The organism is Rhizobium favelukesii (assembly GCF_000577275.2).
In the GTDB taxonomy this organism is placed as follows: Bacteria; Pseudomonadota; Alphaproteobacteria; order Rhizobiales; family Rhizobiaceae; genus Rhizobium; species Rhizobium favelukesii.
In genome coordinates, this window is record NZ_HG916852.1 from 3,488,145 (window position 1) to 3,501,058 (window position 12,914).

A 12,914-nucleotide genomic window follows, 5' to 3' on the forward strand; every position below is an offset into this window, starting at 1 on the left:
CACGCCAATTGAATATTCACATGCGTCAGAACGCAACACTGAAAGGAAATTCTGCGATGCTCATCCTCGCCCTGACCTATGTGAAGCCGAACGAGGAAGCCGACAAATACATGGAGCCCCATATGGCCTGGGTGAAGCACGGATACGCAAAGGGGTGGTTTCTTGGCTCTGGCCGCAAGGTGCCGCGCACCGGCGGTGTTATCCTTTCGGTCGGTCAGCGCGCCGAAATCGAGGCCTATGTTGCACAAGACCCCTTCACCATCCATGGCGTAGCCGAATACGATATCACCGAGGTCGCCATCACCACGACGGCGGCGGGATTGGATATTTTGAAAGGCTGAACGCACCAACGTGGCAGTGGCATGAGCGACCTCAGCGAGCATCTTCAATCTCTGGAACAACGGCTGTTCGAGCCGGAGGTGCGCAATTCGCGCCCTGCGCTCGAATCTCTTCTCTCGCCCGACTTTCGGGAGATCGGCGCTTCCGGCGGCCTGTATCTTTATGAGGAGATCATCGTCGCCCTGCTCGCCGAGCCGCCGGATGGAACAACGCGCACGTTGACCGATTTCGAGATGCAATTGCTCTCACCCGACCTGGCGCTCGTCACCTACAGGGCGGCGCGGTCCACCACGAGCGGCCCACCCATCAGATCGCTGCGCAGCTCCATCTGGCACCATGATGCCCGCGGTCAGTGGCGGATGGTCTTCCATCAGGGGACGTTGACGGCATAGAGTGCGGTCATGACGCTTCCGGCCTACACGCCCTATGACGGCTCCGCCCGCCCGTTCACCATCGGCTTGATGCCACTCGATCTTGCCCGATGGATCGAACCGGATGGCGATTGGGGCCGCTATACCGGTGAAAAGCGACGACTGATCGAGAGCCATCGCGACGAGATCTTCGTCGCCAAGAAGGAGACCGCGGAGGCGCAACAGGAGGTTTTCGATCTCCTGCAGGTTCACCTTTCAGAATGCCATCCGGAGCTCGCCCACAACATTGCCGATGCCGCCGACCGGGACGCGCCTGCCTTGCTGCGCGCCGGACTGCTGGTGCAGGACGATCTCGTCATCATGCGTCGCGAGGAGGACGGCTGGCATCTCGTCGCCGGCTTCGTTGCCTTCCCGTCTTCCTGGTCGCTTAAGGAAAAGTTCGGCCGCCCGATGCAGGCAATCCACGCCGATGTGCCGGGTTTCGGCGAAGGGACGCGCAATGCGGCGCTCATCACCCGCATCTTCGACAATCTGCAGGTCTCGCAGCCGGTCGAGCGGCTGAACTGGTCCGTCAACGTCACCGACGATCTCTTCCTGCCGCTTTCCAAGCACCGTCGCCCGCCGTCTTCCGAACCGTTCACGCTTGCCGAGCGCTTTGCGCGCGTCGAGCGTCAGACACTGCGCAGGCTGCCGGCGTCGGGCGATATCCTCTTCACCATCCGCGTCTATGTCGATCCCATCGCGGCCATCGCCCATCATCCGAATGCCGGCAAACTCGCCGCAAGTTTCGCCGCGCAACTGGATGGCCTCGATGAGCAGCAGGCGGCCTACAAGGGCCTGACCTTGCAGAAGGCAGAGCTTACCGCCAAGCTTCGGGCGCTCTTAGACGCCCTCTTTCCTGACTGATATTTGTCTTCCCGGCCCGAACGCTCTTTATTGTGACGCGGTTTTATGGTTAGAGCCGGTCACTTCGCATAATCTGCGCCATTTCAGATGAATTCTTAGGGCTCATCGCCTTCGTCGCCTTCCACAGGAGAAAAGAATGACGGAAAAGACCCACCCGGTATATGCCGAAATTACCGGCCCGATCGTGATGATCGGCTTTGGCTCCATCGGCCGCGGCACGCTGCCGCTGATCGAGCGCCACTTCAAGTTCGACAAGAGCCGGATGGTAGTCATCGACCCGCGCGACGATGCAGATCACACCGAAATCATGGCAAAGCACGGCGTCAGGCACATCAAGTCGCATGTCACCAAGGACAACTACAAGGAGCTGCTGAAGCCGCTTCTGACCGAAGGCGGCGGCCAAGGCTTCTGCGTCAATCTTTCCGTCGATACCGGGTCGGTCGACCTGATGAAGCTCTGCCGCAAGCTCGGCGCTCTCTACATCGACACCGTCGTCGAACCCTGGCTCGGCTTCTATTTCGACAAGAGCATGAAAAATGCCGACCGCACCAACTACGCGCTGCGCGAAACCCTGCGCAAGGAAAAGGCGAAGAACCCGGGCGGCGCGACCGCCGTTTCGACCTGCGGCGCCAACCCGGGCATGGTCTCGTGGTTCGTCAAGAAGGCCCTCGTCAATCTTGCCAACGATATCGGCCTGAAGTTCGAGGAGCCGGATCAGCACGACCGCGAAGGCTGGGCAAAGCTGATGAAGAAGGTCGGCGTCAAGGGCGTCCACATCGCCGAACGTGACACGCAGCGCACCAAGCACCCGAAGCCGCTCAACGTCTTCTGGAACACCTGGTCGGTCGAAGGCTTCATCTCCGAAGGCCTGCAGCCGGCCGAACTCGGCTGGGGCACTCACGAAAACTGGATGCCGAAGAACGGCAAGAAGCATAAGAAGGGTTGCAAGGCGGCAATCTACCTCGAGCAGCCGGGTGCCAATACCCGCGTTCGCACCTGGTGCCCGACGCCCGGCCCGCAGTACGGCTTCCTCGTCACCCACAACGAGTCGATCTCGATCGCGGATTACTTCACGGTTCGCGACAAGGATGGCGAAGCGACATTCCGCCCGACTTGCCACTACGCCTATCATCCGGCCAACGACGCCGTGCTGTCGCTGCACGAAATGTTCGGCAATGGCGGCACGTCGCAGCCCGTTCACCACGTTCTCGATGAGGACGAACTGGAGGACGGCATCGACGAACTCGGCGTCCTGCTCTACGGCCACGAAAAGAACGCCTACTGGTACGGCTCGCGTCTGTCGCTGGAAGAAACCCGCCGTATCGCTCCTTACCAGAACGCCACCGGCCTGCAGGTGACCTCCGCTGTTCTCGCCGGCATGGTCTGGGCGCTCGAAAACCCGGACGCCGGCATCGTTGAAGCCGACGAGATCGACTACAAGCGCTGCCTCGAGGTGCAGACGCAATACCTCGGACCCGTCGAAGGCCACTACACCGACTGGACGCCGCTGGACGGTCGCCCGGGACTCTTCCCGGAAGAGATCGACGCCAAGGATCCGTGGCAGTTCAAGAACATCCTCGTTCGTTGATCTTAGCCCGCACCACATCCGAAGTTGCCCGCCGCAAGGCGGGCAACTTCGTAACGCTTGCTGTATAAATGCCGCCGCCTCTAGCTGGAGACTTGCCTTCCCGCCGAGCCCGCGCCATGTCTTTCCACAACCACACGGATAGTTTTCGTTCCGATCGCCGGGAGAAGCTCATGAAAATCAGAACCCTCGTTGCCCTCGTCGGCGCTGCCGCAGCCTTGGCTGCTTGCACCATGTCGTCGCCACGCCCGACGCCGGTCGCCGCAAATCCGGCACCAACGGGCGTTGAAGGCTCATGGGCGGATCCGAACGGCATCATCTCGACCTTCCAGTCGGGAACGTTCACCACCCGCACGACCGACAGCAACCAGCTTCTCGCTTCTGGCACCTATGTGAACACCTCTCCGTCGCTCGTCGAGATCAACATGACGTCGCTGGTGCGCAAGACGCAGTCCAAGGTCAACTGCGCGCTGGTGGCCCAGAGCCAGTTGAACTGCACCTCGGATGCCGGGGCGCAGTTCACCTTGACGCGCCGCATGTAAAGGTCCACCGACACCGAACGACGAAAGCTCCCCTTTGTGGGTAATGCAGTTCACTTAGGTTTGCTTACGGCTCTTATCGGGTATCTGGCAGGCAGTTTTTTGACGACACGGGGGCATGATCGCCCCCGTTTTTCTGTCAGCAGCAAGTCTGCCAATCTGTTTCTCAATCTGGTGAGGTGGGCGGGGATTTTGCCGGGTGCTTCGATCGCCATCCATCCCCATTCGTGACGCAGGTAATGCAGGGCTGTGATAAAGCTTAGTCGGGTTGGCTCGACTTGGGCTTCGGTCGCGACCTCTGCCATTTCGAGCCGCACCAGATTGTAGGCCAGCAACGCGCCCCAGACCTCCTGATAGACAGTCTCCGGCGTGCCGCTTCGCAGGGTCAGTTCGCTACCGAGAAGCTCCTGCTTGAGTTCGCGATAACTTGTCTCGATGCGCCATCGCTCTTCATACTGATGGACGATTTCGCTTGCCGGATAAGTTTGTCTGTCCATCAGCGATGTCAACAATATGCGCTTTTTGCCATGGCTGGTGGTCGTCTCGATGGCCCTGACCTCCCAGAAGGCCGGCAAGTCCGGTTCTGCCTGCCGCGCCTGGGGCGAGACCTTCATGCGCACCCGATAATCGGTGGGGTGCGGATCCAGTCGTTCCCATGTGCTGTTGGCTTTGGCCGGAATCAGCCAGTGACGCTCATGTCCCTTCGTCTGCAATTGCAAGAGAAGGCTGGCACTGAAGAAGCCCTTGTCGAAGACCGTCAGCGAATGGTCCGGAACCCGGTCGAGCAGGCTTTTGGCATAGAGCATCTCGTTTGTGCCATAGGCTCCGAACACCGCATCACGCACCAGATGCGTCGCCAGCGCCGTCAGCGTCAGCAGCCGCAATTGCGGATAGCTTGCGACAACGCCAGACGCGTAGGCCTGCGCTCCAAAATGCGCCCGGTTCTCCGGGCTGTCGGACGTCCGCAGCGTGCTGCCGTCCACGGCATAACGACAAAGACCCCGCCAGGCACGCCCGGATTGGTGGCGTTCATCCCAGCATGATGCACTCATTGCAAACAACTGCGCCAACGGTGCCTGACCCAAGCGCTGCCGTGCCTGTGTCAACGCGCTCTTGGCAATATCCGCGTTGACCTCATCGGGCAAAACCAGATCAAGATGAGCCACCACCTCCGGGATCGACTGATGACGATAAAGGGCCAACGCAATCACCAGCCAGACGACCTGCTCGGCTGGCAGCTTGCGCTTGCGGATGCTCGCCTTGCCTGTCGTGGCGAGAGCCTGAGCGATCCAGTCCGGGTCGATCGCCTGCGAAAGAGCCGATAATTCGGCCGAATGTCCAAGGGTGCGTGACATCACAAACAAAAACAGGATGGGAAAACGAATCCCCATCCTGAACCATCAAACTTGCCCGCAGCTCACTAAGTGAACTGCATTACCCCTTTGTGGGAGCTTTTTTGTTTGCCGCTCTTGGAAAGCGTCGAGGCTGTCACAGCTTTTTCTCTTGCCGCCGCTAGTGCTAGGTGGAAACATCGATCACGCAGGGACGGCGCAGCCGCAGGGGTCAAAGGCTTCGCCCAAAAAATCAGGAGAGCAGGATGACGAAATCATTTCAATTCGGTCTGCTGACCGCGTCGATGCTGGCGCTGTCGAGCGGCGCCGCTTTTGCCGATTACGAACTCAATATTCTTCATATCAACGATTTCCATTCGCGCATCGAGTCAATCAACAAGTTTGATTCCACCTGCTCGGCCGATGAAGAGGCCAAGAAGGAATGCTTCGGGGGGGCGGCGCGCTTGAAGACCGCGATCGACCAGCGCCGACAGGCTCTCGATGGCAAGAACGTGCTGCTGCTCAATGCCGGCGACAATTTCCAGGGCTCGCTTTTCTACACGACATACAAGGGTGCGGCCGAAGCCGAAGTGCTGAACGACATGAAGTTCGACGTGATGACCGTCGGCAACCACGAGTTCGACGACAGCGAGGATGGCCTGGCAACTTTCCTCGACAAGGTGCAATTCCCTGTCATTTCAGCCAATGTGTTGGCCGGCGACGGCTCGAAGCTCGGCGACCGCATCAAGCCTTCGCTGGTGCTCGACGTCGGCGGCCAGAAGATCGGCATCGTTGGCGCCGTGACCAACGACACGGAGGAACTCTCCTCGCCCGGTCCCAAGGTGATGATCGCCGACGACGTGCAGACCATCACGGCAGCCGTCGAAGACCTGAAGAAGCAGGGCGTCAACAAGATCATCGCTTTGACCCATGTCGGCTATCCCCGCGACCTCGCAGCCATCGCCAAGATTCCTGACGTGGATGTCGTCGTCGGCGGCCATTCGCACAGCCTGCTGTCCAACACCGACCCGAAGGCCGAGGGGCCCTACCCGACGATGGTCGACAATCCCGGCGGCTACAAGGTGCCGGTGGTCCAGGCCGCGTCCTACAGCAAGTATCTCGGCGACATCGTCGTCACCTTCGATGACAACGGCGTCGTCAAGGGAGCCAAGGGCGACCCGATCCTGATCGATTCCTCCTTCATGCCCGATCCGACGCTGACCGCCCGGATCGCCGAACTTGCCAAGCCGATCGAGGAGCTGCGCGAGAAGGTCATCGGCTCCAGCCAGGCCCCGATCCAAGGCGACCGCACCGTGTGTCGCGTCGAGGAATGCTCGATGGGCAACCTCGTGGCCGACGCCATGCTCGACCGCGGCAAAAGCCAGGGCATGAGCATCGCCATCCAGAACGGCGGTGGGCTGCGTGCCTCGATTGATGCCGGCGACGTCACGCAGGGCGAAGTCATCACCGTGCTGCCGTTCCAGAACACGCTTGCGACCTTCCAGCTGACGGGCGCCGATATCCGCAAGGCGCTCGAAAACGGCCTCGGCAAGATCGAGGAGGGCGCCGGCCGCTTCCCGCAGGTGTCGGGCCTGAAATACACGTTCGACAAAGCCAAGCCCGCTGGCAGCCGTGTCGTATCGGTCAAGGTCAAGGAAGGCGATGCCTTCGTGCCGCTCGACGACGCGAAGAGCTATGGCGTGGTCACCAACAACTTCATGCGCGCAGGTGGCGACGGCTATTCGATCTTCGAGACGGCCGGTAAGAACGCCTACGACTTCGGGCCGGACCTTGCCGACGTGACCGCCGAATACCTGGCCGCGCACTCGCCCTACAAGCCCTATACGGACGGCCGCGTGACACAAGTTGCGGCCTCCGGAACCGAAGCGCCGGCAACCACCGAGGCCGCGCCTGCTGCGCCTGCCTCCCCGGCGGCATCGCAACCCGCCACGGCTCCGGCAGCACCCACGGCCGAAGCTCCCGCTGCGCTTGCCCCGAACACGCCGACCAACCACGTCATCGCGGCTGGCGATACGCTCTGGGATCTTGCCGAGCAGTTCTACGGTGACGGTGCGCTCTGGACGAGGATTTCCGAGGCCAACGGCACGCCGGCGCCACGCCATCTGACGATCGGCAAGGAACTGCAGATTCCGTCGAAGTAAGACGATTTGTCTCGATCCTGAAAGCCGGTCCGGGGTTTCCCGGGCCGGCTTTTGTTCCTATAGGGTGACCATCGAAGCCCGGCCGCATACGAGCCGGCAGACCAGACGAGCACCGGGGTTCAAATGACTGTTGATACTGCGCACCGCCCGGCGGACCATCCGCCCGTGAAATCAGGCAAGGTGGGCGTTTTGCTCGTCAATCTGGGCACGCCCGATGGCACCGACTTCGCCTCCATGCGCCGCTACCTGAAGGAGTTCCTGACCGACAAACGCGTCATCGAATGGTCGCCCTGGAAGTGGTATCCGATCCTATTCGGCATCGTTCTCAACACGCGTCCGCAGAAAGTAGGCAAAGCCTATGAGACGATCTGGAACAAGGACAAGAACGAAAGCTATCTGCGCACCTACACCCGCAACCAGTCCAATCTGATGGCCGAGCGCCTGAAGGATCTGCCCAACGTGAGAGTCGACTGGGCGATGCGCTATGGCACGCCTTCTATCGCGTCCCGCATCCAGGCGCTGAAAGACGAAGGCTGCGACCGCATTGTTCTCTTCCCGCTCTACCCGCAATATGCGGCCGCAACGACAGCGACGGTCAACGACAAGGCCTTCCAGAAGCTGCTCAAGATGCGCTGGCAGCCGGCGCTTCGCACCGTCCCCGACTACCATGACGACGAGACCTATATCGAGGCTCTGGCCAATTCGGTCATGAACCATCTGGCGGCGCTGGATTGGCAACCGGACATGGTGCTTGCCTCCTTCCACGGCATCCCGCTCTCCTATTCAGAGCAGGGCGATCCCTATTACTGGCAATGCCAGAAGACCGGCCGGCTGCTGCGCGAACGGCTGGGGCTGCCGGAAGACAAATTCATGGTGACCTTCCAGTCCCGCTTCGGGCCTGAAGAGTGGCTGCAGCCCTACACCGACAAGACGGTGGAGAAACTTGCACAGGACGGCGTCAAGAAGATCGCCGTGCTGAACCCCGGCTTCGTCTCCGACTGTCTGGAGACGTTGGAAGAAATCGCCGAACAGGCCGCCCACTCCTTCCATGCGCACGGCGGCAAGCAGTTCACCCACATTCCTTGCCTCAACGACAGCGAGGACGGCATGCGGGTGCTGGAGAAAGTCGTCCGCCGCGAACTGCTCGGCTGGGCTTGATCGTCAGACGCCGCGCTTGTTGCCCCAGAGCAGAACGTGCAGCTGGGGCAGCACCCGTGCCTCGAACCACCGGTCCTCGGTGACCTTGTCGACGAGCCACAGCATCCTGTCCATGATGCCATCGATGTCGACGCGCGCATCGTCGTCATCAGGCGGCGGTGGCGTGTGGTTCCCCGGCTGCAGATAGACGGGCAAATCGGGATAGCGGGTGGCCGCCTCGCGGGCATAGGCGTAGTCGCGATCGTCGAAAACGACGATCTTCAGGGCGATCTCAGGTCCATCGGCGGCCATCCCGAGACAGTTCTCGAAGGCATCGAAGTCAGTTGCCATGCCGCTCGAGGGCGGCTTGGGGCTCAGCACCAAGACATCGAGATCGGCAAACCATTCCTTGGCGACGCTGCCCTGCGTCTCCAGCGCGAACCTATAGCCTCGCTCATGCCCGTGCGCGATCAGACCGCCAAGCGGCTGGATCGCCGGATTGCCGCCGGAGAGCGACACCATCAGCGGCTTGCCCCCGGAGAGCCGCGTCACCTCTGCCCATATGCCATCGACCGTCATGGGCAGCCACTGTTCGCGATACGCGCTGTCGACCGCATGCAGGCTGTCGCACCACGAACAGCGATAATCGCAGCCGCCGGTGCGAACGAAGACGGTCGGCAGGCCGATCAGAATGCCTTCCCCCTGGATCGTCGGCCCGAAGATCTCGCTGACGCGGATCTGCGTCTCGCGAGCCCCGCTCATGGCCGGTATTCCGCCCAGGTCTTCGGCGTTTCACTGACGCGCACGGCCGAGGTTTCCGGTAGCCACTCTTTGCACCAGTCGTAGAAGTGCTTGGCGAGATATTCCGACGTCACGCGGTCATGGCCGAACACCTCATTCAGGTGCCGATGGTCGAAGCGCTCGTCGATGTAGCGCTTCAGCGGCGAAAGCTCGTGATAGTCGCGCACGAAGCCGTTCTCGTCGAGCTCGGCAGCCGCAAGCTCCACGACCACGATGTAGTTGTGTCCGTGCAGCCGCGCGCACTGGTGATCGGCGGGCAAATGGGTCAGCTGATGCGATGCGGAGAAGTGGAACTCCTTGGTGATGCGAAACATCACTTCACCTCCCTGGCCGAATAGCCTGATGTTGCCGCCACCCAGAAATCCGGATCCTCGTATTCCGTGGGATCGGCAACGCCAGCAAGATGAAAGGCCTCACGCCGCTCCACGCAGGTACCGCAACGCCCGCAATGGCGTGTACCGCCCTTGTAGCAGGACCACGTCTCGGCAAAGGGCGTTCCGTATTTCGCGCCATCGGCAACGATATCGGCCTTCGAGATGTTGACGTAAGGTGCATGCAGCGAGACGCTGGCGTAGCCGTCAAGCGCCTGGTTCTGCATTTCCTGGAAGGCGTCGATGAAGCCCGGACGGCAATCGGGATAGATGAAATGATCCCCGCCATGCACGGCAACGGCCACGGCATCTGCCTTTTGAGCCGCGGCAAGACCAAAGGCGATTGCCAGCATGATTGCGTTCCGGTTCGGCACCACGGTCGCCTTCATCGTCTCTTCGGCATAGTGGCCATCTGGCACGTCGACGTCGTCGGTCAGCGCCGATCCCGTCAGGTGCCGCCCGATGGTGCGGATATCGATGATCTGGTGTGGCACGCCGAGCCGCTTGGCGCAGGCTGTGGCAAAGTCCAGTTCCTTGCGGTGTCGCTGTCCGTAATCGAAGGAAAGCAGGCCGATAAGCTGATGCTCCGCCGCCACTCGATGGGCGAGCGAAATGGAGTCCAATCCGCCGGAGCAGATGACGATAGTCTTCATGATGAGGATCCCTTGTTTTGACCGGGTGGGCTGCGACCGGTATTTCCTGCGCGCCTTCTAGGCCAAAGCGACCCCGTTGTGAATAGCCAACCGACATCCCATATCGAATCCGATACTGGCGTTTCAGGTCGGCTGGTCTAAGGTTGTGTCCGTCGATTCTATCGCGGGGGAGTTTTATGGTTCTGGGCGGCTTTGATATCGTCGTTATTGCGCTGGTGGTGTTCGTCATCCTGGTCCTGTTTGCCGGGATCAAGACGGTGCCGCAGGGCTACCGCTACACGATCGAGCGCTTTGGCCGCTACACCCGCACGCTGGAACCCGGCCTCAACCTGATTACCCCCTTCATCGAGCGTGTCGGCGCCCGCATGAACGTCATGGAGCAGGTTCTCATCGTGCCGACGCAGGAGGTAATCACCAAGGATAACGCTTCCATTTCGGCCGACGCCGTCGCCTTCTTCCAGGTCCTCAATGCCGCCGAGGCCGCCTATCAGGTCGCGCAGCTCGAGAATGCCATTCTGAACCTGACGATGACGAACATCCGCACCGTGATGGGCTCCCTGGATCTCGACGAGTTGCTGTCGAACCGCGACGTGATCAACGACCGCCTTCTGCGCGTCGTCGACGATGCTGTGCAGCCCTGGGGCATCAAGGTGACGCGCGTCGAGATCAAGGACATTCAACCGCCGCGCGACCTCGTCGACGCCATGGCACGGCAGATGAAGGCCGAGCGCGAGAAGCGCGCGCAGGTGCTTGAGGCCGAGGGCGCCCGAAATGCTCAGATCCTTCGCGCCGAAGGCGCCAAGCAATCCGCCATCCTCCAGGCCGAGGGCCAACGCGAAGCGGCCTTCCGCAACGCGGAAGCTCGCGAGCGCCTCGCCGAAGCAGAAGCCAAGGCGACGAAGATGGTGTCCGAAGCGATCGCATCAGGCAATGTCCAGGCCATCAACTATTTCGTTGCGCAGAAATATACCGAAGCGCTTGCCTCGATCGGCACCGCCACCAATTCCAAGGTCGTGTTGATGCCCGTCGAGGCGTCCTCCCTCATCGGATCGCTCGGCGGCATTGGCGCGATTGCCAAGGAGGTCTTTGGCGACAATCCGACTCCGCCGGCGCCGCGCCCAACGCAGCGCACCACACCGCCCGTCAACCCTTTCAACCCGACCACGGAGCGCTGAGCCATGATTGCCAGCCTTGTCGCGGAACTCGGACCCTGGAGCTGGTGGATCGCCGGCCTGGTGCTGCTGGCGGCAGAGTTGATCGCACCGGGCTTCTTCCTCGTCTGGATCGGCCTTGCTGCCTTGGTCGTCGGCGTGCTGTCGCTGCTGTTCTGGGACAGCAGTTTCTGGTTCTGGCAGGTCCAGGCCATCCTGTTTGCGCTGCTTGCCGTCGTGGCAACGTTCATCGGCCGCAAACTGACCCTGCGGCACGGCGAAACGGATCAGCCTTTTTTGAATCAGCGGGCCGAAAGCCTCGTCGGGCGCACCGCAACGCTGGCGGAGCCCATTCGCGAAGGGCGCGGCCGCATTCGCCTCGACGATACGGTCTGGCGCGTCAGCGGCCCGGACCTGCCAATCGGCACCAAGGTAAAAGTGGTAGCAAGCAGCGGCCGCGATCTAACCGTGGAAGCGGCCTGATCAGGCCACTCCGATCCGCAGCAGATCATGGAAGTGCACGAGCCCGATCGGGCGGTTTTCGTCGTCGACGACGATCAATGCGCCGATGCTGTGCTGGTTGAGCATCGCAAGCGCGGCCGTTGCAAGCACCGTCGGCTTCACCGTCTTTGGCGTGCGCGTCATGATGTCGTCAACCAGCAGCTCGGAGAGATTGCGCGTGAGGTTGCGCGCCACGTCGCCTTCGGTAACGATACCACAGAGACGGCCGTCCCCTTCCACGATCCCGACGCAGCCGAAGTGTTTGCGCGAGAGTGTCGAGATGGCTTCCGGCACCGACGTCCCCTTCGCCACCAATGGCACGCGATCACCCGTATGCATGATGTCGGCGACGTGGCTGAGACTCGCACCGAGCTTGCCGCCTGGGTGGAAGACATGAAAATCGCGGGCAGAAAAGCCGCGCGCGTCGAGCAGGGCGATTGCCAGCGCATCGCCCATCGCCAGCTGCATCAAGGTCGACGTTGTCGGAGCAAGGCCATGCGGGCAAGCCTCCTCCTCGTTCGGCATCAGCAGGATGATGTCGGCGGCAGTCGCGAGTGACGATTTCTCGGAACAAGTGACGGCAATCAGCGGAATCAAAAAACGACGCGTATAGGCGACGATGCTGCGAAGCTCAGCGCTTTCTCCGCCCTTGGATAGGGCAAGAACGACATCCGTCGTGCCGATCATCCCGAGATCGCCATGGTTGGCCTCGGCAGCGTGGACGAAGAACGCCGGCGTTCCCGTTGAAGCCAGTGTCGCCGCGATTTTCACGCCGATATGGCCGCTCTTGCCGACACCGGTAACGATGACGCGACCGGTGATCCCGGTGATCGTCTCGACGGCGCGCATGAAAGACTCGGTAAGGCCGTCGTCAAAAGCTCGCTCCAGGGCTTCAAGCGCCCGCCTCTCGGTGCCGATCGTCCGCTTTGCAGACTCAAGAACACCGTTTTCGATGACATTTACCGCTCTTTTGATCATGGCACTGCGTTAGCGGTTTTCACCGGCCGAGTCCATCGGCTGATCCTCAAGGCATGCCGTCGCAACGAATGGTTAACCACAAGCCTTTA

General features: G+C 61.2%; 14 protein-coding genes. 9 read left to right on the forward strand and 5 right to left on the reverse strand.

Annotated elements, in window-relative coordinates; translation table 11 throughout:
• Positions 1-56 precede the first annotated feature (56 nt).
• From LPU83_RS55870 to omp10, 5 genes are all read left to right on the forward strand, one after another.
• Entirely contained in the window at positions 57-341 is a 285-nt protein-coding gene (locus LPU83_RS55870; protein ID WP_024318273.1) for a YciI family protein, read from the forward strand.
• A 21-nt stretch (positions 342-362) separates the two neighbouring features.
• Positions 363-731, forward strand: a complete 369-nt coding sequence (locus tag LPU83_RS55875) for a nuclear transport factor 2 family protein (RefSeq protein WP_024318274.1) — start codon at positions 363-365, stop codon at positions 729-731.
• 9 nt (positions 732-740) lie between these two features.
• Positions 741-1,616: a heme-dependent oxidative N-demethylase family protein gene (locus LPU83_RS55880; RefSeq protein ID WP_024318275.1), complete on the forward strand. Its 876-nt coding sequence runs from the start codon at positions 741-743 to the stop codon at positions 1,614-1,616.
• A 136-nt stretch (positions 1,617-1,752) separates the two neighbouring features.
• A complete protein-coding gene (locus LPU83_RS55885) occupies positions 1,753-3,204 on the forward strand; it encodes a homospermidine synthase (RefSeq protein WP_024318276.1) in 1,452 nt (483 codons plus the stop codon).
• Between the two features lie 170 nt (positions 3,205-3,374).
• Positions 3,375-3,743, forward strand: a complete 369-nt coding sequence (gene omp10 / locus LPU83_RS55890; RefSeq protein ID WP_024318277.1) for an outer membrane lipoprotein Omp10 — start codon at positions 3,375-3,377, stop codon at positions 3,741-3,743.
• A 50-nt stretch (positions 3,744-3,793) separates the two neighbouring features.
• On the opposite strand, the gene LPU83_RS55895 is transcribed toward omp10, so the two are convergent.
• Positions 3,794-5,131: an IS4 family transposase gene (locus LPU83_RS55895; protein WP_197901934.1), complete on the reverse strand. Its 1,338-nt coding sequence runs from the start codon at positions 5,129-5,131 to the stop codon at positions 3,794-3,796.
• 206 nt (positions 5,132-5,337) lie between these two features.
• Here LPU83_RS55895 and LPU83_RS55900 point away from each other — a divergent pair, with 206 nt between their 5' ends.
• Both LPU83_RS55900 and hemH read left to right on the forward strand, forming a co-directional pair.
• Positions 5,338-7,233, forward strand: coding sequence for a bifunctional metallophosphatase/5'-nucleotidase (locus LPU83_RS55900; RefSeq protein WP_024318204.1), 1,896 nt, complete (start codon positions 5,338-5,340; stop codon positions 7,231-7,233).
• Positions 7,234-7,356: 123 nt separating this feature from the next.
• The gene (gene hemH / locus LPU83_RS55905; RefSeq protein WP_024318205.1) at positions 7,357-8,391 is read left to right on the forward strand and encodes a ferrochelatase; all 1,035 of its coding nucleotides are present in this window, start codon (positions 7,357-7,359) and stop codon (positions 8,389-8,391) included.
• A 3-nt stretch (positions 8,392-8,394) separates the two neighbouring features.
• Here the strand turns inward: hemH and queE are convergent, their stop codons facing one another.
• From queE to queC, 3 genes are read right to left on the reverse strand one after another with little or no spacing between them, the layout of a single operon-like run.
• On the reverse strand, positions 8,395-9,132 hold the full coding sequence (gene queE, locus LPU83_RS55910; protein ID WP_024318206.1) for a 7-carboxy-7-deazaguanine synthase QueE: 738 nt from the start codon (positions 9,130-9,132) through the stop codon (positions 8,395-8,397).
• Positions 9,129-9,485 (reverse strand): 6-carboxytetrahydropterin synthase QueD, encoded by a 357-nt coding sequence (gene queD / locus LPU83_RS55915; protein WP_024318207.1) that lies wholly within the window; start codon positions 9,483-9,485, stop codon positions 9,129-9,131. The genes queE and queD overlap by 4 nt, the downstream gene beginning before the upstream one ends.
• Entirely contained in the window at positions 9,485-10,195 is a 711-nt protein-coding gene (gene queC, locus LPU83_RS55920) for a 7-cyano-7-deazaguanine synthase QueC (RefSeq protein ID WP_024318208.1), read from the reverse strand. The genes queD and queC overlap by 1 nt, the downstream gene beginning before the upstream one ends.
• 176 nt (positions 10,196-10,371) lie before the next feature.
• Here queC and LPU83_RS55925 point away from each other — a divergent pair, with 176 nt between their 5' ends.
• Positions 10,372-11,370 (forward strand): SPFH domain-containing protein, encoded by a 999-nt coding sequence (locus tag LPU83_RS55925; RefSeq protein WP_024318209.1) that lies wholly within the window; start codon positions 10,372-10,374, stop codon positions 11,368-11,370.
• A gap of 3 nt (positions 11,371-11,373) precedes the next feature.
• Positions 11,374-11,829, forward strand: coding sequence for an NfeD family protein (locus LPU83_RS55930; protein WP_024318210.1), 456 nt, complete (start codon positions 11,374-11,376; stop codon positions 11,827-11,829).
• Here the strand turns inward: LPU83_RS55930 and LPU83_RS55935 are convergent, their stop codons facing one another.
• The gene (locus LPU83_RS55935) at positions 11,830-12,825 is read right to left on the reverse strand and encodes a KpsF/GutQ family sugar-phosphate isomerase (protein ID WP_024318211.1); all 996 of its coding nucleotides are present in this window, start codon (positions 12,823-12,825) and stop codon (positions 11,830-11,832) included.
• Between the last annotated feature and the right edge of the window lie 89 nt (positions 12,826-12,914).

Bases quoted from the DNA above. Each gene is read 5' to 3' on its own strand.
- LPU83_RS55930 (WP_024318210.1), top strand. From the start codon at position 11,374: ATGATTGCCAGCCTTGTCGCGGAACTCGGACCCTGGAGCTGGTGGATC.
- queD (WP_024318207.1), bottom strand. From the start codon at position 9,485: ATGTTTCGCATCACCAAGGAGTTCCACTTCTCCGCATCGCATCAGCTG.
- hemH (WP_024318205.1), top strand. From the start codon at position 7,357: ATGACTGTTGATACTGCGCACCGCCCGGCGGACCATCCGCCCGTGAAA.
- queC (WP_024318208.1), bottom strand. From the start codon at position 10,195: ATGAAGACTATCGTCATCTGCTCCGGCGGATTGGACTCCATTTCGCTC.
- LPU83_RS55935 (WP_024318211.1), bottom strand. From the start codon at position 12,825: ATGATCAAAAGAGCGGTAAATGTCATCGAAAACGGTGTTCTTGAGTCT.
- queE (WP_024318206.1), bottom strand. From the start codon at position 9,132: ATGAGCGGGGCTCGCGAGACGCAGATCCGCGTCAGCGAGATCTTCGGG.
- LPU83_RS55870 (WP_024318273.1), top strand. From the start codon at position 57: ATGCTCATCCTCGCCCTGACCTATGTGAAGCCGAACGAGGAAGCCGAC.
- LPU83_RS55875 (WP_024318274.1), top strand. From the start codon at position 363: ATGAGCGACCTCAGCGAGCATCTTCAATCTCTGGAACAACGGCTGTTC.
- omp10 (WP_024318277.1), top strand. From the start codon at position 3,375: ATGAAAATCAGAACCCTCGTTGCCCTCGTCGGCGCTGCCGCAGCCTTG.
- LPU83_RS55900 (WP_024318204.1), top strand. From the start codon at position 5,338: ATGACGAAATCATTTCAATTCGGTCTGCTGACCGCGTCGATGCTGGCG.
- LPU83_RS55885 (WP_024318276.1), top strand. From the start codon at position 1,753: ATGACGGAAAAGACCCACCCGGTATATGCCGAAATTACCGGCCCGATC.
- LPU83_RS55880 (WP_024318275.1), top strand. From the start codon at position 741: ATGACGCTTCCGGCCTACACGCCCTATGACGGCTCCGCCCGCCCGTTC.
- LPU83_RS55925 (WP_024318209.1), top strand. From the start codon at position 10,372: ATGGTTCTGGGCGGCTTTGATATCGTCGTTATTGCGCTGGTGGTGTTC.
- LPU83_RS55895 (WP_197901934.1), bottom strand. From the start codon at position 5,131: ATGGGGATTCGTTTTCCCATCCTGTTTTTGTTTGTGATGTCACGCACC.